A 19508-nucleotide genomic window follows, 5' to 3' on the forward strand; every position below is an offset into this window, starting at 1 on the left:
AAATGGTTAGTCGGCGCGGCTCATATAGCGACGTTCCGCCACGTGAATACGGATCTTTTCGCCGCTGTTCAGGTATTCCGGCACCGAGACGGTCAGGCCGGTGCTCATCAGCGCCGGCTTGGTGCGGGCGCTGGCCGACGCGCCTTTGATGCCGGGCGTGGTTTCGATAATCTCCAGATCCACCGTTTGCGGCAATTCCAGCGCCAGCACCTGGCCTTCCAGGGTCAGCACCTGCATGCCGGGGATGCCGCCTTCGGGGATAAACAGCAGTTCGTCTTCTATCTGGTCTTTCTTGAACAGGTACGGGGTATAGTCCTCGTCGTCCATAAAGACATATTCTTCGCCGTCGATATAGGAAAACGTCACCGAGCGGCGCACCAGGTTGATGGTCTCGAGGATATCGTCGCCCTTAAAGCGCTCTTCCACCTTCAGGCCGGTGCGGACGTCGGAAAACCGCATCTTATACAGCGTACTGGCCCCGCGCGCGCTTGGGCTCTGGATATCAATGTCTTTTACCAGCAGGAGTTTGCCGTTGTAATTTACCGCCATGCCGCGCTTAATTTCGTTTGCTCTAGCCATCAAAGTGGACCTGTATAATTGTATCGGAGTCTATGGCGACACGTTACCGTTGCCCGGGCCTTCAGGCAAGGGGGAAAAGTGCGTGTCGCGGGGCAGCGGCGAATCTACATCACGAATGCGCCACATGCAATAACCGGCGCCGGCAATCATTAGCAGCGCCACAAAAAACACCGTATGGTACTGCCAGATTTCCGCAATAAGCCCGGCGGCCGAACCGGCGATAATCCAGCCCACCCGTCCGGTATTGGTAAACAGCGTGGTGGCGGCGCCGGCCTGGCCCGGCATCAGATCCTGAAAATAGATCATGCCGATGCCGGCCAGAATGCCGATAAACACCGCGTTCAGCGACTGCAGCGCCAGCAGCGCCATAGGGGCGGTAAACACCAGCAACCCCAGGTAAAACAGCAGCCCGGCGCCGACGGCGATGCGCATCAGCAGCCGGTTGCCAAAGCGCCTGGACACATAGCCGGCCACCAGCATGGTCGGGATCTCCAGGCCCGCGGCGGTGCCCATCAGCATTCCGGCCAGTTTTTCAGGCAGATGCAGCTCGTGGATGAGATAGAGCGGCATATTGATCAGGTACATGCAGTTGCAGGTCCACATCAGCGTGCAGGCGGCGAACAGCAGCATCGCGTCGCGGCGGTTGCGGCGGGGCGCCTCCAGCACCGCGGCGGTTTTCAGCGCCGATTTGCGCATCGACGGCAGCGCCAGCCAGACCAGCGCGCCGCAGGCCACGAAGGTGACGGCGGCCATCATATACATCACTTTGAAACCAAAGCCCAGCGCCAGGGCAAAGGCCAGCGGCGGTCCGATGACCCAGGCCAGGGACACCTGCGCGCGCATTACCGAACTGAACATGACCGCCTCGCGCCCCGTCTGCTCGGCATGTTCGCGCGCCAGGGCGAACATCTGCGGGTTGGCGGTGGAACCGAAGCTGGTCAATAACACGCCGCAGGCCAGCAGGACAAAATAACTGCGGTTAAAGGCAAACAGCACGCAGCCCGCCGCGCCCAGCAGGCAGCATTGCAGGATCAGCCGTTTACGATCGCCTTTTTTATCCGACCGGCCGGCCAGGAACTGGCTGACCGCGATGCCTATCACCGCGCTGCCGGTATAGAACAGGCCCACCATAAAGGGCCGGGCCGCCACTTCCGTGGACAGGAACAGGCTCAGGGTCGGCAACTGCAGTGCGCCGGCGATGCCGGAGAGAAAAGCGATAACCAGAAAGGCCGGGGCGGTCATATCCGGAAGGCGCCGCGGGAGGGCGATAGGCGTGTGCATGATAATGGCATCGGGATCAGGACAAATGGACGCCCGAATAATACGCCTGTTGGCGAAAAACAACAGCCGGCGGCGAAAATAAATCCACTTCAGCATGACGTCGGCCGGCGGCAAGGCGCGCCGCCGGATCGCTGCGCGGGCGGCCCTGGTCAGGCCGCGGCGGGCATGGGGGATGGGGTCTTCAGCAGCGCGTCAGCAAAAGCCGTCCCGGCGGGCCGGGACGTGCCTGAATAACGATAAACTGTGCGGCGCTTCAAAGATCCGACAGGAATAGTCGACCGGCGCTTGCAATCACGTCGCCAACGTCGGAGACTTTATTGAAACGTTTCAGCGTGATTAGACAGGCGATGCCCCGGACCATCCCGCTGTTGGTGCGTATCGAAGCTGAATCGATTCAATATTAGCAATATCAGCAAGCGAGGAGAGATATGTTTGATTTGTCATTAAAAGATATTCATCTCGGCGCCCAGGCGCAGAGCAAGACGGAGGCTATCGCCCAGATCGCCGCGGCCATGACGCAGGCAGGTTATGTCGACGCCGGGTATGTGGACGGCATGATGAAGCGCGAGCAGCAGACGTCCACTTTTTTAGGCAACGGCATCGCCATCCCGCACGGTACCACGGATACCCGCGACCTGGTGCTGAACACCGGCGTGCAGGTATTTCAGTTTCCGCAGGGGATTGACTGGGGCGAGGGCCAGACGGCTTATGTGGTGATCGGCATCGCCGCGCGCTCCGACGAGCATCTCGCGCTGCTGCGCCAGCTGACCCATGTCTTAAGCGACGATGCCGTGGCGGCGCGCCTGGCGAGCACCACGTCGGCCGAAGAACTGCGCGCCGCGCTGACGGGTGAAAAGCAGCCGGCGCCGTTCCTGTTCGATATCTCCCTGATGGCCCTGGGCGTCCCCGCCGGCGACATGGTCACCCTCAAGGCGCTCAATGCCGGCCGCCTGCAGCTGGCGGGCGCGGTGGACGTCGCGTTCGTCAGCGATATCATCAGCGGCCGCCCGCTGAACCTGGGGCAGGGCGTCTGGCTGAACGACAGCACGCGCGGCAACCTGGCCAGCGCCGTGGCGATCAGTCGCCCGGCGACGGCGTTTGTCGAGGACGGTGAAAGCGTGGCGCTGCTGATTACCGTCGCCATGGCAGACGATCGGCCGCTTGACGTGCTGAACGTCATCGGCGACCTGCTGCTGGCCGGCGAGGCGAGCCGCCTGCTGACCGCCGACGCTCCCGCCCTGCTGGCCCTGCTCAGCGGCGAAGCCGCGGCGACGGATGGGGTATTAAGCGCGGAATTCGTGGTGCGTAACGAGCATGGCCTGCACGCCCGCCCCGGCACCGCCCTGGTGAACGTGATCAAACAGTTCGACAGCGTCATTACCGTCACCAACCTGGACGGGTCCGGCAAACCGGCCAATGGACGCAGCCTGATGAAAGTGGTGGCCCTGGGCGTGAAGAGCGGCCATCGCCTGCGTTTCACCGCTGAAGGCGCCGACGCCGAACAGGCGCTGCAAGCCATCGGCGCGGCGATTGCCGCGGGACTCGGGGAGGGCGCGGCATGAGCAGACGCGTCGCCACCATTACGCTGAACCCGGCTTACGACCTGGTCGGCTATTGCCCCGAAATTGAACGCGGGGAGGTTAACCTGGTGCAAACGACCGGACTGCACGCGGCGGGAAAAGGGATAAACGTAGCCAAGGTGTTGAAGGATCTTGGCATCGACGTCACCGTCGGCGGCTTTCTCGGCAAGGAAAACCAGGACGGTTTCCAACTGCTGTTTAGCGATCTGGGCATTGCCAACCGTTTCCAGGTCGTGCAGGGGCGTACCCGCATCAACGTCAAGCTGACCGAGAAGCAGGGAGACGTGACCGATTTCAATTTTTCCGGATTTAACGTCACGCCGCAGGACTGGGAACGCTTTGTCAACGATTCGCTGACCTGGCTGGGCCAGTTCGATATGGTGGCGGTCAGCGGCAGCCTGCCGGCGGGCGTGCCGCCGGAAGCCTTTACTGAATGGATGATCAAGCTGCGCAGCCACTGCCCCTGCATTATTTTCGACAGCAGCCGCGAAGCGCTGGTGGCCGGGCTGAAAGCCGCGCCCTGGCTGGTCAAGCCCAACCGGCGCGAGTTGGAAATCTGGGCCGGCCGCAAGCTGCCCACCCTGGCCGACGTGGTGGTGGCCGCCCATGCGCTGCGCGAGCAGGGCATCGCCCATGTGGTGATTTCACTGGGCGCCGAAGGCGCGCTGTGGGTCAACGCCTCGGGCGCCTGGCTGGCCAAGCCGCCGGCCTGTGAAGTGGTCAGCACCGTCGGCGCCGGCGATTCCATGGTGGGCGGCCTGATCTATGGCCTGCTGATGCGCGAGTCCAGTGAACATACGTTACGCCTGGCGACCGCCGTGGCGGCTTTGGCGGTCAGTCAAAGCAATGTCGGCATCACCGATCGGCCGCAGCTGGCCGCCATGATGGCCCGAGTGGATTTAAAACCGTTTAATGACCAGTTGGAGGCACAATGAAAACGCTGCTGAAAATAGACAGCTCGCTGGGGCAGGCACGATGCCACCTGGTGAAAAAAATATTGGTCGATGCCGCGCCGAAAGCGGGTTTGACCCTGGTTGACTCCGCCGCCGACGCCGAACTGGTGGTGGCGGTGGGCGGCCTTACCCCCGATGCCGCCCTGAACGGCAAGCGGGTGTTTACCGGCGAACCGTCCCAGGCGGCCAGCCAGCCGGAAGCTTTCCTCGCCCGCGCCAAGACCGAGGCCAGCCTGTACCAGGCGCCGGCGGACACCGCGCCCGCGGCGGCGCTTGCCGCCACCGGACCCAAACGGCTGGTGGCCATCACCGCCTGCCCGACCGGCGTGGCGCACACCTATATGGCGGCGGAAGCCATCGATGGCGAAGCCAAAAAACGCGGCTGGTGGGTGAAGGTGGAAACCCGCGGCTCGGTGGGGGCGGGTAATGCCATCACCGCCGAGGAAGTGCAGCAGGCGGACCTGGTGATCGTGGCCGCCGATATAGAGGTGGATCTGAGCAAGTTCGCCGGCAAACCGATGTATCGCACCAGTACCGGCCTGGCGCTGAAAAAAACCGCCCAGGAACTGGATAAGGCGGTGGTGGAGGCCAAGGTGTACCAGCCGTCCGCGCAGGGCGGCAATACTGAATCCGGCGAGACCAAAAAAGCCTCTCCCGGTCCGTATCGCCATCTGCTGACCGGTGTTTCCTATATGCTGCCGATGGTGGTGGCCGGCGGCCTGTGCATCGCGTTATCCTTTGTTTTCGGCATCCATGCCTTTGAACAGCCGGGAACCCTGGCTTCGGCGCTGATGACCATCGGCGGTAAATCGGCGTTCGCCCTGATGGTACCGGTGCTGGCGGGCTTTATCGCCTTCTCCATCGCCGACCGTCCGGGCCTGACGCCGGGCCTGGTGGGCGGTATGCTGGCGGTCAGCACCGGCGCCGGATTTATCGGCGGTATTATCGCCGGTTTTCTGGCCGGCTACGTGGCCAGGCTTATCAGCACCAAATTGCCTTTGCCGCAAAGCATGGCGGCGCTGAAACCGATACTGATCATACCGTTAATCGCCAGCCTGGTGACCGGTCTGGTGATGATCTATGTGGTGGGCACGCCGGTGGCCAGGATCCTGACCGGCCTGACCAACTGGCTGCAGTCGATGGGCACCGCCAACGCCGTACTGCTGGGCGCCATCCTCGGCGCCATGATGTGCAGCGATATGGGCGGGCCGATCAACAAAGCCGCCTATGCCTTTGGCGTCGCCTTGCTCAGTACGCAAACCTATGCGCCGATGGCGGCGATTATGGCCGCCGGCATGGTGCCGCCGCTGGGCATCGCGGTCGCCACCCTGCTGGCGCGCAATAAGTTCGATAAACCGGAACGGGAGGCCGGCAAGGCCGCGTTTGTCCTCGGGCTGTGCTTTATCTCCGAAGGCGCGATACCCTTCGCCGCGCGCGATCCGTTCCGGGTGATCCCGCTTGCCATGATCTCCGGCGCCGTCACCGGCGCGCTGTCGATGTTCTTCGGCGCCAAGCTGATGGCGCCGCACGGCGGTATGTTTGTGCTGCTGATCCCGGGCGCCATTACGCCGGTGCTCAGTTACCTGGTCGCCATCGCGGCGGGCACCCTATTGCTGGGCGTGATGTACTCGGTACTGAAACGTCCGGACGCCGAACTGGCGAAAGCGCTGGCCTGACCCGGCCCGGCATCCCGGGGCCCCATGCTCCGGGGCGCCGATGCTTCTTTTACGCCCCGCGCGGGGCGTTTTTTTATAATGCCACGTCAGAACACCTTGCTTTGCAGCGCCCATACCGCCGCCTCCACCCGTGACTTCAACCCCATTTTTTTCAGCAGATGTTTCACATGTACCTTCACGGTACTTTCACTGATATCGAGCCTGCGGGCGATGGTTTTATTCGGCAGGCCGTGGGCGATAAGCTTCAGGATATCGCGCTCGCGCGGCGTCAACTGCCCGCTATCCCGCGCGCTGCCGGGACGGTCATCGCGCAGGCCGGCCGCCAGCACCGGCATCAGCGCCTCGCTTAATACCATCCTGCCCGCCGCGGCCTGGCGGATGGCCGCCAGCAGATCTTCCGGCTCCATATCTTTCAGCAGGTAACCATCGGCGCCGCGTTTCAGGGCGGTAATCACATCGTCCTGATGGTTCGAGACGCTGAATACGACGATGCGCCCGGAAAGGGGCAGCCGGCGCAGGCAGTCCAGCGTATCCAGCCCGCTCATGCCCGGCATCTTTAAATCGAGCAGGATCAAATCCGGATCCAGCGTTTCGGCCAACAGCACCCCCTGCTCGCCGTTGGCGGCTTCGGCAACCACTTTCAGGCCGGGGTCCATGCCGATAAGCGCCCGCACGCCGCTGCGCAGCATCGGGTGATCGTCAATCAATAAAATCGTGGCGACGTCGGATTCGCTCATGGTCTGTTCCTGTTAATAGGATGATGCCGGTTGCCGCGGCACGGTTACCCGTACTTCGGCGCCGCCGCCGGGGAGATTCGCCACCCGGCAGTCGCCGTGCAGGTTCCTGGCGCGATCCTGCATGATAACCACGCCGTAATGATGCTGGCGCTGATGTTCCTCCGGCAGGCCGCGGCCGTTGTCACGGATGCTGAGCACCAGCGCATCCGCCTCCAGGTCGGCGGTAAGCGTCACCCGGCTGGCGCCGGCGTGTTTGACGATATTGGTTAACGCTTCGCGCGCGATCTGCGTCAGGTGGATGGCCTGATGGGACGAGACGGCTTGCGCCGGCAGCCGATAGATGAACTCAACGGCGAACCCCAGCCGCGCCGAAAATTCCTCCACCGTGGTTTGCAGCGCCGCGCGCAGGCCCGGCTCCGTCTGGCGCAGGCGAAAGGTGGTCAGCAGCTCGCGCAGCTGGCGGTAGGCGGTATTAAGCTCGTCGCGCATTTGCTGCATCAGCAGCTGATTTTCAGGCGCGGCGTGCGTATTTTGCATTTGCAGGACGCCTATTTGCAGCTTCAGGCAGGAGAGCGACTGGGCGATGCTGTCGTGCAGTTCGCCGGCAATGGCCGTGCGCTCGGCCATCAGCATCAGCTGCTGCTGATGCTCGGCCTGGCGTTCCAGCGCCAGGGTGCTGGTCAGCTGTTCGACAAGCGTGGCCACCAGCCGGCGCTGCGTATCATCCAGCCTGTGGCGCGGCGGATACTGCGCCAGCATCACGCCGTATTGACCTAATTTATCGTGCAGGCGCCAGCTGAGCTGCTCCGTCCCGGCTTCACTTAAGTCGGGCGCCGGCGGACGGGCGGCAATCCGCGCCGTATCGACAGGCGCGGGTCCGCCCGCGGTGTCGGCCATCCCGCCCTGTATCGCTGTCGCCCCGGCATCCGGCGGTGCCGCCCCGTCGTTTACCGGTTGTGCGGCATCGTTCGCCGCCGCCTCGCCGTCTGCCTGGACGCCATCCAGTCCGGGATCGCGATCGTTTTCATAGAGCCGGATCTGGATTTCCCGCAAGGGGATCAGGGTCTGCAATTCCTCCAGCACCGGTCGCAGGCGGCCGGGCAAAGGCGCGCCGGTATGCAATTGCCGGCTGGCGCGATAGAGAAAATCCAGCACGCGGTTTTTTTGCCGCAAATCGGCGGTGCTGTCCGCGATCCGCTGCTCCAGCTCGGTATACATCTGCGACAGCGACTGCGACATACTGTTCAGGGTAAAGCCCAGCTGATCCATTTCATGATATCCGCCCGGTTCAGCGCCGGGCGGTAGCGGATAGCGCTGGCTAAAATCGCCGCGGCTTACCGCTCTGGCCTGGTTGAGCAGGTGCCGCCAGGGACGCAGCAGCCGGCGGCGCAGGTAAAGGATGGTGCCGGTCAGCACCAGCAGGGTCAGGGCGATGATGATTTTCTGCACCAGGGCCACCAGCGCCAGCCGGCGCTCGGTATTGCGATCGAGATCCGACACCAGCGCATCCAGCCGGCGCACGAACTCCGCAACGCCCCGGGCGGCGTCCGCGGGGCGCTGCGCCCGCAGCAGCAGCGGCTTAAGCGTGCCGTGCCAATGGTCGCGCAAATCCAGGTACTGCGGGGTCAGGCCTTCGCGCTTCACCGGCTGGCGCAGATCGTCGCTTAACTGGTCCCGTTCCAGTTCGGCGAGCAAGGGGTCGCTGCTTTGATCCAGCGGCACGCGCGACAACAGCCGGTAGCTTTGCATGCGCAGCGAGCCGGCCTTATTGATGGCATGGGCGTTGCCTTGCATGCTTTGCGCCATCCATAACGACAGGCTCATGCCGCCGATGCCCAATATGCCCGACAGCAGCATCAGCAGCGCCACCTGCTGGACGATGGATAACGGCGCGAAAAGAGCTTTGATCATAAGGCAGCGTTCCCAGGTCAAGCGCAGGCGAGCGGCGGATGGGGCCATTGTTCCTGATCCCCGGCGTTAACCCTATACCCCTTTAGGAGTACCCACAAATAGCCGTGAGCGGGGCGGGGGTTACCCCTCTCTTCGTGGCCGGGCCATAACCTGATGAATCATAGGGCCTTGCCGGAAAAAAAGCACTACTTACAAATGATAGGACCGGCCGGACGCCGCGCCGGCTAACGGGTTATCCCTTGATTTGCATCAAGTTCGCCCGTCCCCGCCTTGCCTAGGGTGGCGGATATCACAACGAATCCCCCTACATGCCCGAGGACTTTATGACTCTACTTTCCCGTTCAGACGCCGCACCACGCCGCCGGGGCGCCGTAATCGAGGATTGGCAGCCGGAACAGCCTGAGTTCTGGCGCACCCGCGGCCAGCCGGTGGCCCGCCGCAATCTCTGGATCTCCATTTATTGCCTGCTGCTGTCGTTTTGCGTCTGGATGCTGTTCAGCGCCGTGGCGGTCAACCTGAATAAAGTGGGATTTAATTTTTCCACCGATCGGCTGTTTCTGCTTACCGCGCTGCCGGCGGTGTCGGGCGCCATTCTGCGGGTGCCCTACTCCTTTATGGTGCCTTTGGCGGGCGGGCGGCGCTGGACGGCCATCAGCACGCTGTTTCTGGTGATCCCCTGCCTGTGGCTGGGCGTGGCGGTACAGGACCCGCTGACGCCCTACGGCGTATTTATCGCCATCGCCCTGCTGTGCGGCTTTGCCGGCGCCAACTTCGCCTCCAGCATGGCCAATATCAGCTTCTTTTTCCCCAAGGCCCGCCAGGGCGGGGCGCTGGGGTTGAACGGCGGCATGGGCAACCTGGGCGTCAGCGTGATGCAACTGGTCGCGCCGCTGGTCATCTCCACGTCGCTGTTCGCCGTCTTTGGCGGCACCGGGCGGGTGCTGGCGGACGGCAGCCGGCTATTTCTGGAAAACGCCGCCTGGATGTGGGTGCCGCTGCTGCTGATTGCCGCCGTGGCGGCCTGGTTCGGCATGAACGATCTGGCTACCGCCAAGGCGTCCCTGAGTAAGCAAATGGTGGTGCTCAAGCGCGGCCATATGTGGGTCCTGAGTTTTCTCTACCTGGCGACCTTCGGTTCGTTTATCGGCTTTTCCGCCGGTTTCGCCATGCTGTCGAAGACCCAGTTTCCCGCGGTGCAGATCCTGCATTACGCCTTTTTTGGTCCGCTGATCGGCGCGCTGGCGCGTTCGGCCGGCGGAGCGCTGTCCGATCGGCTGGGCGGCATCCGCGTGACCCTGGTCAACTTTGTGCTGATGGCCCTGTTTGCCGCTCTGCTGTTCCTGACCCTGCCGTCCAATGGACAGGACGGCTCGTTCGCCGCTTTTTTCACCGTATTTATGCTGCTGTTTCTGACGGCGGGGCTCGGCAGCGGCTCCACCTTCCAGATGATCGCGGTGATCCTGCGCAAGCTTACCCTGGACCGGGTCAAGGCGCGGGGCGGCAGCGACGACGAGGCGCAGCGTGAAGCGGCCACGGAATCCGCCGCCTCGCTGGGCTTTATCTCCGCCATCGGCGCGGCGGGGGGATTTTTTATTCCCCAGGCTTTCGGCACCTCGCTGGCCCTGACCGGTTCGCCGGCCGGCGCGATGAAAGTATTCCTGGCGTTTTATGTGGTGTGCGTGCTGGTCACGTGGCTGGTTTACGGCCGCAACCTCCATCGCGGCATGGCGACCAAAAAACCACGTTGAGGACCTGGGCGCCGGCGATTGCGCGGCGTCCGGGCTCGTATTTTGACCGCAGGTCCACGGGACCTGTCTTGCAGGAGAACATCCGATGAGCCATTTTCTCGACCGGTTCCGTTATTTCAAACAGCTGGACCAGACCTTTGCCGACGGGCACGGCCAGGCGATGAACACCAATCGCGACTGGGAGGAAGGCTACCGCAGCCGCTGGCAGCATGACAAGATCGTGCGCTCCACCCATGGGGTAAACTGCACCGGTTCATGCAGCTGGAAAATTTATGTCAAAAGCGGGCTGGTCACCTGGGAAACCCAGCAGACCGATTATCCGCGCACCCGCCCGGACCTGCCGAACCATGAGCCGCGCGGCTGTCCCCGGGGAGCAAGCTATTCCTGGTACCTCTACAGCGCCAACCGGCTGAAGTATCCGCTGATGCGTAAGCTGCTGCTCACCCTTTGGCGCGAAGCCCGCGCGCGGCACGCCGATCCCGTGGACGCCTGGGCCGCCATCATGAGCGACGCGGCGGCCACCCGGGCCTATAAGCAGGCGCGCGGACGCGGCGGCTTTATCCGCTCCAGCTGGGCCGAGGTGAATGAGCTGATCGCCGCCGCCAATGTCTATACCGCCAAGACCTATGGCCCGGATCGCATTATCGGTTTTTCGCCGATCCCGGCCATGTCGATGATTTCCTATGCCGCCGGCGCGCGCTATCTTTCCCTGATAGGCGGCGTCTGCCTGAGTTTCTACGACTGGTATTGCGATCTGCCGCCAGCCTCGCCGATGACCTGGGGCGAGCAAACCGACGTGCCGGAATCCGCCGACTGGTATAACTCATCGTATATCATCGCCTGGGGCTCCAACGTGCCGCAAACACGCACCCCGGACGCCCACTTTTTTACCGAGGCCCGCTATAAAGGCACCAAGACCGTGGCGGTGACGCCCGATTACGCCGAAATCGCCAAGCTGTGCGACCAATGGCTCAGCCCGAAACAGGGCACCGACAGCGCCATGGCGCTGGCGATGGGCCATGTGATTTTGCGCGAGTTTTACCTGCAGCGGCAAAGCAGCTATTTCCTCGATTATGTCAGGCGCTACAGCGACCTGCCGATGCTGGTGCTGCTCGAACCCCGGCCCCAGGGATTTTACGCCGCCGGCCGCCTGCTGCGCGCCGCCGATTTGGTGGACGGCCTGGGGCAGGACAATAACCCGCAGTGGAAGACCGTGGCCATTGATGAAAACACCGGCGGGCTGACGGCGCCGCAGGGGGCGATCGGCTTTCGCTGGGGCGAGCAGGGCAAATGGAACCTGGAGCAGCGCGACGGCGGCAGCGGGCAGGAGGTGAAATTACAGCTCAGCCTGCTGGGCCGCCACGACCAGGTGGTGGAGGTGGGGTTCCCGTACTTTGGCGGCACGCCCAGCGAGCATTTCAGCCCGGTGCCGCTCAACGATATCCTGTTGCATAAACTGCCGGTCAAGCGCCTTACGCTTGCCGGCGGCGGCGAGGCGCTGGTGACCAGCATCTACGATTTAATGCTGGCCAACTACGGCCTCGATCGCGGACTGGGCGACGACAACTGCGCGCGCGATTACGACGATATCAAAGCCTATACCCCGGCCTGGGCGGAGAAGATCACCGGCGTGTCGCGGCACAATATCGCCCGCATCGCGCGCGAATTCGCCGATAACGCCGATAAAACCCACGGCCGTTCGATGATTATCGTCGGCGCCGGGCTGAATCACTGGTATCACATGGACATGAGCTACCGGGGCCTGATCAATATGCTGGTGTTCTGCGGCTGCGTGGGCCAGAGCGGCGGCGGCTGGGCGCACTACGTCGGTCAGGAAAAGCTGCGGCCGCAGACCGGCTGGCTGCCGCTGGCGTTCGGCCTGGACTGGCAGCGTCCACCGCGCCATATGAACAGCACCTCGTTTTTCTATAATCACTCCAGCCAATGGCGCTATGAAACCCTGGCGCCGCAGGAACTGCTGTCGCCGCTGGCGGACCCCGCGCGCTTTACCGGCAGCCTGATCGACTTTAACGTGCGCGCCGAGCGCATGGGCTGGCTGCCTTCCGCGCCGCAGCTGAACGTCAATCCGCTGCATATCGCCGCCAAAGCGCGGGATGCCGGCCTGTCGCCGGTGGACTATACCGTGGCCGGCCTGAAAAGCGGGGCGCTGCGTTTTGCCGCCGAGCAGCCCGACGCGCCGCAGAATTTCCCGCGCAACCTGTTCGTCTGGCGCTCCAACCTGCTCGGCTCGTCGGGCAAGGGCCATGAATATATGCTCAAATACCTGCTGGGCACCGAAAACGGCATCCAGGGCGAGGATCTGGGGCGCCAGGGCGGCGTTATGCCGGAAGAAGTGGAATGGCGGGAGCAGGGCGGCGAAGGCAAACTGGATCTGGTGGTGACCCTGGATTTCCGCATGTCCAGCACCTGCCTGTATTCCGATATCGTGCTGCCCACCGCCACCTGGTATGAAAAAGACGATCTGAATACGTCCGATATGCATCCCTTTATCCATCCGCTGTCGGCGGCGGTGGACCCGGCCTGGGATTCGAAAAGCGACTGGGAGATCTATAAAGGCATCGCCGCGGCGTTTTCGCGCGTCTGCCAGGGGCACCTGGGCCTGGAGACCGACGTGGTGACCCTGCCTATCCAGCACGATTCCGCCGCCGAACTGGCCCAGCCGCTGGGCGTGGAGGACTGGAAAAAAGGGGAATGCGAGCTGATCCCCGGTAAAACCGCGCCGCATATCATGGTGGTGGAACGGGATTACCCGAATACCTATGAGCGTTTTACCTCCCTTGGACCGTTGCTGGACAAGCTTGGCAACGGCGGTAAAGGCATCGGCTGGAACACCCAGGTGGAAATTGATTTCCTGAAAAAACTCAACCTGACCAAAACCACGGGGGCCGCCGCCGGCCGTCCCAATATCAATACCGCCATCGACGCCGCCGAGGTGATTTTATCGCTGGCGCCGGAGACCAACGGCCAGGTGGCGGTAAAAGCCTGGGCGGCGCTGGGCGTCATGACCGGGCGCGATCACCGTCATCTGGCGCTGAACAAGGAAGACGAGAAAATCCGTTTTCGCGACGTGCAGGCCCAGCCGCGCAAGATTATCAGCAGCCCCACTTGGTCCGGGCTGGAGGATGAGCATGTCTCCTACAGCGCCGGTTATACCAATGTGCATGAGCTTATCCCCTGGCGCACGCTCTCCGGCCGCCAGCAGCTGTACCAGGATCATGAATGGATGCGCGCCTTTGGCGAAAGCCTGCTGGTGTACCGCCCGCCCATTGATACCCGCGCCGCGGCGCCGCTGCTTAACGCCAAGCCCAACGGCAACCCGGAAAAAGCGCTGAACTTCCTCACGCCGCACCAGAAATGGGGCATTCACTCCACCTTCAGCGACAACCTGCTGATGCTGACCCTGTCGCGCGGCGGGCCGATTGTCTGGCTGAGCGAAGACGACGCCCGCGAGCTGAGCATCATCGATAACGACTGGATCGAGGCGTTCAACGCCAACGGGGCGCTGATTGCCCGCGCGGTGGTCAGCCAGCGCGTGCCGGCGGGCATGACCATGATGTACCACGCCCAGGAGCGCATCGTGAATATTCCCGGCTCGGAAATCACCGGCCAGCGCGGCGGTATCCATAACTCCGTTACGCGGGTCTGTCCCAAGCCCACCCATATGATTGGCGGTTATGCCCAGCTGGCCTACGGCTTTAATTATTACGGCACCGTCGGCTCCAACCGCGACGAGTTCGTGGTGGTGCGCAAAATGGACCGTATCGACTGGCTGGACGACGAACATAACGATGATGCGCAGGGCAATGCGCTCGCCGGCACCCACCGCCCGCAGGAGAAAGCACAATGAAAATCCGTTCCCAGGTCGGCATGGTGCTGAACCTCGACAAATGTATCGGCTGCCACACCTGCTCAGTGACCTGCAAAAACGTCTGGACCAGCCGCGAAGGCATGGAATACGCCTGGTTCAATAACGTCGAAAGCAAACCGGGCATAGGTTACCCCCACGCCTGGGAGGACCAGGATAAATGGCGGGGTGGCTGGATCCGTAAGATCAACGGCAGGCTGCAGCCGCGCATGGGCGGCAGGGTGGGCATATTGGCGAACATTTTCGCCAATCCCCACGCGCCGGAAATCGACGATTATTATGAGCCCTTTGATTACGACTACCAGCATCTGCACACCGCGGCGGCGGGCAAGCATCAGCCCGTCGCCCGTCCCCGTTCGCTGATTACCGGGCGGCGGATGAAAAAAATCACCGGCGGCCCCAATTGGGAGGAAATCCTCGGCGGCGAATTCGAGCATCGCGCCAGGGACAAAAACTTCGAGCATATGCAAACGGCCATGTACGGCCAGTTTGAACACACCTTTATGATGTACCTGCCGCGCCTGTGCGAGCATTGCCTGAACCCGGCCTGCGTGGCCACCTGCCCGAGCGGGGCCATCTACAAGCGCGAAGAGGACGGTATCGTGCTTATCGACCAGGAGCGCTGCCGGGGCTGGCGCATGTGCCTGACCGGCTGTCCCTATAAAAAAATCTACTTCAACTGGAAAAGCGGCAAGTCGGAAAAATGCATTTTCTGCTATCCGCGCATCGAGGCCGGCCAGCCGACCGTCTGCTCGGAGACCTGCGTCGGGCGCATCCGCTACCTGGGCGTGCTGCTGTACGACGCCGATCGGATAGAACAGGCCGCCGCCGCCGGGCAGGAGCGGGATCTCTACCAAAGCCAGCTGGATATCTTCCTCGACCCGCAGGATCCGGCGGTGGTGGCGCAGGCGTTGGCGGACGGTATTCCCCAGGGGGTGATCGAGGCGGCGCAGAAATCACCGGTCTATAAGCTGGCCATAGACTGGAAGCTGGCGCTGCCGCTGCATCCGGAATACCGCACGCTGCCGATGGTCTGGTACGTGCCGCCGCTGTCGCCCATCCAGTCCGCCGACGACGCGGGCGCCTTACCGCACAGCGGCGTGCTGCCGGACGTGGAAAGCCTGCGCATCCCGGTGCAGTACCTGGCCAACCTGCTCACCGCCGGCGATACCGCTCCGGTGCTGCTGGCGCTGCGCCGCCTGCTGGCGATGCGCCACTATAAGCGCGCCGAAACGGTGGAGGGCCGGGTGGACACCAGCGCGCTGGAGCAGGTCGGCCTGTCCGAGGCCCAGGCGCGGGAAATGTACCGCTACCTGGCCATCGCCAACTATGAGGACCGCTTTGTCATCCCCTCTAGCCACCGCGAGCTGGCCCGCGACGCGTTCCCGGAAAGCAAGGGCTGCGGTTTCAGCTTCGGCGACGGCTGCCACGGCAGCAATACCCGTTTTAATCTGTTTAACAGCAAGCGCATCGACGCCATTGACGTCAGCGTAAAAACCGGCGGCACCCCCCATGATTAGCCTGAAGATTATCGGACGTTTATTGGATTATCCGGACGAGCCCCTTTGGGCCGCGCGGGAGGAACTGATCGCGGCGTTGGGCGGCGCCGGGGAATTAACCCTGCGGCAGGCGGCCCGCCTGATCGGGTTTATCGGCGATTTTTGCGCCCAACCGCTGCTCGACGCGCAGGAGGCTTACTGCGGCCTGTTCGATCGCGGCCGCGCCACCTCGCTGCTGCTCTTCGAGCATGTGCACGGCGAATCGCGCGATCGCGGCCAGGCGATGGTGGATTTGCTGGCGCAGTACCGGGCTGCCGGCCTGGCGCTGGACAGCCGCGAACTGCCTGATTTCCTGCCGCTCTATCTGGAATATCTCTCCAGCCGCGACCAGGCGGCGGGCCGCGAGGGTCTGGGGGATATCGCGCCCATCCTGGCGCTGCTCGGCGCCCGGCTGCGGGCGCGGTCTAACCATTATGCCCTGCTGTTCGACATGCTGCTGGCGATCTCCGGCAGCGAGTTGCGCGGCGCCAGCCTGGATAACAACGTCGCCCTTGAGGCGCGGGACGATACCCCGGCGGCGCTGGACGCGGTCTGGGAGGAGGAACAGGTTAAATTCCTCGCCCCGCCGGACTGCGCCTCCGGCGAACAGGTCCGCCATCAGCGCCGGTTTGCCGGCGCGGTGATCCCGCAGTACCTGAGCAGTGATTTCAGCGCCGCTCCCGGCCCGGCCCGCGGCCGCGCGCACAGCGGCGCCGCGGTTGACGCGCCCCGGCGCGCCACCGATAAGAAAGGAGACTAGCCATGTCGTTTCTCAATCTGTTCTTTTTTGATATCTATCCCTATGTAGCCGGCACCATCTTCCTGGCCGGCAGCTGGCTGCGCTACGATTATGGCCAGTACAGCTGGCGCGCCGGCTCCAGCCAGATGCTGGATAAAAAAGGGATGCGCCTGGCGTCCAATCTGTTCCATATCGGCATCCTGGGTATTTTTTTCGGTCATCTGTTCGGCCTGCTGACGCCGCACTGGGTCTATGAGCCGTTTTTGTCCGTAGCGCTAAAGCAGAAAATGGCGATGGGGGCGGGGGGCGTTTGCGGCATCCTGACCCTGGTGGGCGGCGGCCTGCTGTTAAAACGCCGGTTGCTTAATCCGCGCATCCGCGCCACCTCGAGCGTCGGGGATATCCTGATCCTGACCCTGCTGGTGGTCCAGGTGATCCTCGGGCTGCTCACCATTCCGGTATCCGGCAGGCATATGGACGGTGCGGAGATGATGAAGCTGGTGGGCTGGGCGCAGGCGGTGGTCACTTTCCACCCCGGCGCGTCGGCGCACCTTGAGGGCGTGGCGGTTATCTACCGGCTGCATATGATCCTCGGCATGACGCTGTTCGTGCTGTTTCCGTTCTGCCGGCTGGTGCATATCTGGAGCGCGCCGGTGGAATACCTGACGCGGCGCTACCAGGTGGTGCGCAACCGGCGCTAACGCAACTTCGCCGGTGCCGGCGCCCGGGCTTGTGCGGTCCGGCGCCGCGCATTGCCGATCGCCGGCCGGGACCGTTAGGCTTCGCGCCGATCCGGGTCCAGGGATTTCAGCCAGGCGATTTCCTGCGCCCAGATCGCCGGCTCAACGGTCTCCAGGATCATCGGGATAGCGTTAAAGCGCTGATCGGCCATGATCCACTCGAACGCGGTTTTGCCGATATTGCCTTCCCCCAGGCTGTGATGGCGATCCACCCGGCTGTTGAACGCGCTTTTGGCATCGTTCAGATGCATGCCGCGCAGGTAGGAAAAGCCGACGATATGCTCAAACTGGCTAAAGGTATGGCTGCAGGCATCCTCGGTACGTAAATCGTAGCCGGCGGCAAAGGCGTGGCAGGTATCGATGCACACGCCCACGCGGCTTTTATCCTCTACCCCGTCGATAATCGCCGCCAGGTGTTCAAAGCGAAACCCCAGGTTACTGCCCTGGCCGGCGGTGTTCTCGATCACCGCCGTCACGCCCTGGGTGCGTTCCAGCGCGATGTTAATCGACTCGGCGATGCGCGCCAGGCAGGTTTCCTCGTCAATTTGCTGTAAATGGCTGCCGGGATGGAAATTCAGCCGCGTCAGCCCCAACTGCTGGCAGCGGGTCAGTTCGTCGATAAAGGCGTCGCGGGATTTTTCCAGCGCGTCCGCCACCGGGTGTCCCAGGTTAATCAGGTAACTGTCGTGGGGCAGGATCTGATCGGGAGAAAAATCATATTTCGCGCAGGCGGCGCGAAATTTTTCGCAATCCTCGTCGCTCAGTTCCGCCGCTTTCCATTGCCGCTGGTTTTTGGTAAATAACGCAAACGCCGTCGCGTCCAGTTCGTGGGCGCGGATAACCGCCTGGTCCGCGCCGCCCGCCGCGCTTACATGGGCACCTATATACTTCATGTCTTCTCCTTTTTGACGTTATTATCGCACTGATAATGCCGCTAAAACGCCCGAAAGGGAAAAAAACATCCCTTTTAGCTCAGCAGGCGCTGTACGGCGGCGTTCACCAGGGCGCCGCCCGCCATCAGCCAGAGAAACAACGCCAGCGCCAGCAGTAGCGGCCGCAGCCCGGCGCGTTTAAGCGCCCCGATATGCGTGGTCAGCCCCAGGGCGGCCATTGCCATGGCCAGCAGCCAGGTATCCAGGGTGGTGATGGCCGCGATAAGCCGTGGCGGCAACAGCTGCAACGAGTTCACGCCGGCCACCGCGATAAATCCCAGGGCAAACCAGGGAAACGCGAGGGGGGCGCCGGCCGGGCCATGGGCCCCTGGCGTGCGCCGCCGCAGCCAGGCCGACAGCAGCAGCAGGAACGGGGCCAGCAGCATCACCCGGATCATTTTGCTGATCACCGCCGCGTTTTCCGCCTCCGGACCGACGGCATGGCCCGCCGCCACCACCTGCGCCACCTCGTGCAGGGTGGAACCGGTATAAATACCGAAGGCGGTGGCGCTGACGCTCAGCCAGTGATAATGCGCATTCAGCGCAAACAGCGCCGGATAGAGAAAGAGGGCGGCGGTGCCGAACAGCACCACCGTCGCCACCGCCACGGCGGTTTTATCCGCCTCCGCTTTCAGCACCGGCGCGGTGGCCAGCACCGCCGCCGCGCCGCAGATGCTGCTGCCGGCGCCGATAAGCATGGCGGTCTGCCGGTCCAGCCCCAGCCCCCGGCATCCCAGCCGGCAGGCCAGCAAAAAGGTCGAGGACAGCATCAGCACATCAATCACCACCCCGGTGGCGCCGACAGCGCCGATTTGCTGGAAAGTCAGGCGAAAACCATACAGGATAATGCCCAGGCGCAGCAGCCGCTGCCGGGCGAACTGCACGCCGGGGTCACACTGATGAAGCCAGGCCGGCGTGATGATATTGCCCAGCACCATGCCCGCCAGTATCGCCAGCGTCAGTGCGCCAAGCCCCAGGCCGGCAACGGCGGGCAGGTCGCCGGCGCGTATGGCCGCCAGGGTAATGGCCGCCGCCAGCAACAGGCCGGACAGGCGGCGCCCGGCCAGGCGGATCGGGGGTAATAACTTTTCATGGCGCAGGGATAACATCGTTTCGCTCCTCTATTCCCGGATAAAAACAGGGTAATGGGCGCTGGCATAAAAGAGAAATTGATTATATGTTTATAACCTATCGTTATTAGTGGTTAA

At 63.0% G+C, this 19508-nt stretch carries 14 protein-coding genes; 8 read left to right on the top strand and 6 right to left on the bottom strand.

Annotation, left to right across the window (positions count from 1 at the left end; genetic code table 11):
• Window positions 1-6: 6 nt before the first annotated feature.
• Both yeiP and ABUK12_RS24785 read right to left on the bottom strand, forming a co-directional pair.
• On the bottom strand, window positions 7-579 hold the full coding sequence (gene yeiP, locus ABUK12_RS24780) for an elongation factor P-like protein YeiP (protein WP_410014302.1): 573 nt from the start codon (window positions 577-579) through the stop codon (window positions 7-9).
• 30 nt (window positions 580-609) lie between these two features.
• Window positions 610-1860 (bottom strand): sugar efflux transporter, encoded by a 1251-nt coding sequence (locus ABUK12_RS24785; protein ID WP_410016771.1) that lies wholly within the window; start codon window positions 1858-1860, stop codon window positions 610-612.
• Between the two features lie 428 nt (window positions 1861-2288).
• Here ABUK12_RS24785 and fruB point away from each other — a divergent pair, with 428 nt between their 5' ends.
• The 3 genes from fruB to fruA are packed head-to-tail and all read left to right on the top strand — an operon-like array spanning window position 2289 to window position 6069.
• Complete coding sequence (gene fruB / locus ABUK12_RS24790) at window positions 2289-3422, top strand: fused PTS fructose transporter subunit IIA/HPr protein (RefSeq protein ID WP_410014303.1); 1134 nt, start codon at window positions 2289-2291, stop codon at window positions 3420-3422.
• A complete protein-coding gene (gene fruK, locus ABUK12_RS24795) occupies window positions 3419-4375 on the top strand; it encodes a 1-phosphofructokinase (RefSeq protein ID WP_162368505.1) in 957 nt (318 codons plus the stop codon). Before fruB ends, fruK begins: the two co-directional genes overlap by 4 nt.
• Window positions 4372-6069: a PTS fructose transporter subunit IIBC gene (gene fruA, locus ABUK12_RS24800; protein ID WP_410014304.1), complete on the top strand. Its 1698-nt coding sequence runs from the start codon at window positions 4372-4374 to the stop codon at window positions 6067-6069. The genes fruK and fruA overlap by 4 nt, the downstream gene beginning before the upstream one ends.
• 86 nt (window positions 6070-6155) lie before the next feature.
• Here fruA and narL read toward each other — a convergent pair whose 3' ends face one another.
• A complete protein-coding gene (gene narL / locus ABUK12_RS24805; RefSeq protein WP_410014305.1) occupies window positions 6156-6806 on the bottom strand; it encodes a two-component system response regulator NarL in 651 nt (216 codons plus the stop codon).
• A gap of 12 nt (window positions 6807-6818) precedes the next feature.
• On the bottom strand, window positions 6819-8714 hold the full coding sequence (locus ABUK12_RS24810) for an ATP-binding protein (protein ID WP_410016772.1): 1896 nt from the start codon (window positions 8712-8714) through the stop codon (window positions 6819-6821).
• A gap of 326 nt (window positions 8715-9040) precedes the next feature.
• On the opposite strand from ABUK12_RS24810, the gene ABUK12_RS24815 reads away from it, so the two are divergent.
• From ABUK12_RS24815 to narI, 5 genes are all read left to right on the top strand, one after another.
• The gene (locus ABUK12_RS24815) at window positions 9041-10465 is read left to right on the top strand and encodes a NarK family nitrate/nitrite MFS transporter (RefSeq protein ID WP_410014306.1); all 1425 of its coding nucleotides are present in this window, start codon (window positions 9041-9043) and stop codon (window positions 10463-10465) included.
• Between the two features lie 85 nt (window positions 10466-10550).
• Entirely contained in the window at window positions 10551-14333 is a 3783-nt protein-coding gene (locus ABUK12_RS24820; protein WP_410014307.1) for a nitrate reductase subunit alpha, read from the top strand.
• Complete coding sequence (gene narH / locus ABUK12_RS24825; protein ID WP_410014308.1) at window positions 14330-15871, top strand: nitrate reductase subunit beta; 1542 nt, start codon at window positions 14330-14332, stop codon at window positions 15869-15871. The genes ABUK12_RS24820 and narH overlap by 4 nt, the downstream gene beginning before the upstream one ends.
• On the top strand, window positions 15864-16649 hold the full coding sequence (gene narJ / locus ABUK12_RS24830; RefSeq protein ID WP_410014309.1) for a nitrate reductase molybdenum cofactor assembly chaperone: 786 nt from the start codon (window positions 15864-15866) through the stop codon (window positions 16647-16649). The genes narH and narJ overlap by 8 nt, the downstream gene beginning before the upstream one ends.
• Before the next feature lie 2 nt (window positions 16650-16651).
• A complete protein-coding gene (gene narI, locus ABUK12_RS24835) occupies window positions 16652-17329 on the top strand; it encodes a respiratory nitrate reductase subunit gamma (RefSeq protein WP_410014310.1) in 678 nt (225 codons plus the stop codon).
• 74 nt (window positions 17330-17403) lie between these two features.
• Here the strand turns inward: narI and nfo are convergent, their stop codons facing one another.
• Window positions 17404-18261, bottom strand: coding sequence for a deoxyribonuclease IV (gene nfo / locus ABUK12_RS24840; RefSeq protein ID WP_410014311.1), 858 nt, complete (start codon window positions 18259-18261; stop codon window positions 17404-17406).
• A gap of 74 nt (window positions 18262-18335) precedes the next feature.
• Window positions 18336-19409: a YeiH family protein gene (locus ABUK12_RS24845; RefSeq protein WP_410014312.1), complete on the bottom strand. Its 1074-nt coding sequence runs from the start codon at window positions 19407-19409 to the stop codon at window positions 18336-18338.
• Window positions 19410-19508 lie beyond the last annotated feature (99 nt).

It is taken from the genome of Sodalis sp. C49, assembly GCF_046352915.1.
In the GTDB taxonomy this organism is placed as follows: Bacteria; Pseudomonadota; Gammaproteobacteria; order Enterobacterales; family Enterobacteriaceae; genus Acerihabitans.